At 65.9% G+C, this 1,177-nt stretch carries 2 protein-coding genes; both read right to left on the bottom strand.

Going from position 1 to position 1,177, the window contains the following annotated elements:
• Positions 1–840 (bottom strand): ABC transporter ATP-binding protein (locus EOA60_RS33885; protein WP_245502693.1); only part of this gene is annotated, 840 nt, incomplete at its 3' end.
• Positions 833–1,177 (bottom strand): ABC transporter permease subunit (locus EOA60_RS33890; protein ID WP_164899804.1); only part of this gene is annotated, 345 nt, incomplete at its 5' end. The genes EOA60_RS33885 and EOA60_RS33890, both read right to left, overlap by 8 nt.

Here is a 1,177-nt window from a genome sequence, read left to right on the forward strand (position 1 = left end):
GCCGGGCAGGAAGCCGGGGATCGTGTCGAGCCGGCCCTGGTCCTTGCGCTGGCCGCCGCGCGGCAGGCAGCGCAGCAAGGCGACCGTGTAGGGATGGCGCGGATCGTTGAAGACGTCCTTGGTCGAGCCTTCCTCGACCAGCATCCCGGCATAGAGCACGCCGACCCGGTCGCACATGTTGGAAACCACGGCGAGGTTGTGGCTGATGAACAGGATTGAGGCCGAAAGCTCGCGGCGCAGTTGCGCGATGAGGTCGAGCACTTCGGCTTCGACCGTGGCGTCGAGACCCGTCGTCGGCTCGTCGAGGATCAGCATCGAGGGGTCGTTGGCCAAGGCCATTGCGATCGCCACGCGCTGCTGCATGCCGCCGGAAAGCTGGTGCGGGTAGCGCTGCATGACACTGGCCGGATCCGAGATGCGCACAAGATTGAGCATCGCGATCGCCTTGTCGCTCGCCGCCTGTCCCGACATGCCGGCAAGCTCGAAGATCTCGGTGAGCTGGCGGCCGATGCGCAATGATGGATTCAGCGCCTTGCCGGGATCCTGATAGACCATGGAGACGCTTTCCGCACGGGCGCGTCTGAGCGCCTCGGCATCGAGCTTCATCACATCCCGGCCGTCGAGCGCGATCGAGCCGCCGGTGATCGAGCCGTTGCGCGGCAGGTAGCGGACCACGGACAGCGCCGCGGTGGACTTTCCGCAGCCGGATTCGCCGACCAGCCCATAGGCCTCGCCGCGGCCGATCTTGAAGCTGACATTGCGCAGCACCGCCCGGTTGCGGCGCCCGACGCGATAGGCGACCGAGAGATCGTTGAGCTCGAGCGCGTTCCTGTCAGTCATTGAACGCTCCATGGACGCCGTCGGCCACCAGGTTGACCCCGATCACCAGCGAGGCGATCGCCAGCGCGTCGAACAGCACCGTCCACCAGAAGCCGCCGCCGATCATGCCGTAATTGCTGGATATCGAGAGTCCCCAGTCGGGCGAGGGCGGCTGGATGCCGAAGCCCATGAAGGAGAGCGTGGCGACGGCGAAGATCGCATAGCCCAGACGCACTGTCGTCTCGACCAGGATCGGCGGGATCACGTTGGGCAGGATCTCGACGAACATCGTGTGCAGCGCGCCTTCGTGGCGAAGCTTTGCCGCCGCGACATAATCGAGCTCGCGTTCGGCCAGCAC

It is taken from the genome of Mesorhizobium sp. M1A.F.Ca.IN.020.06.1.1 (assembly GCF_004023265.1).
Lineage (GTDB): Bacteria > Pseudomonadota > Alphaproteobacteria > Rhizobiales > Rhizobiaceae > Mesorhizobium.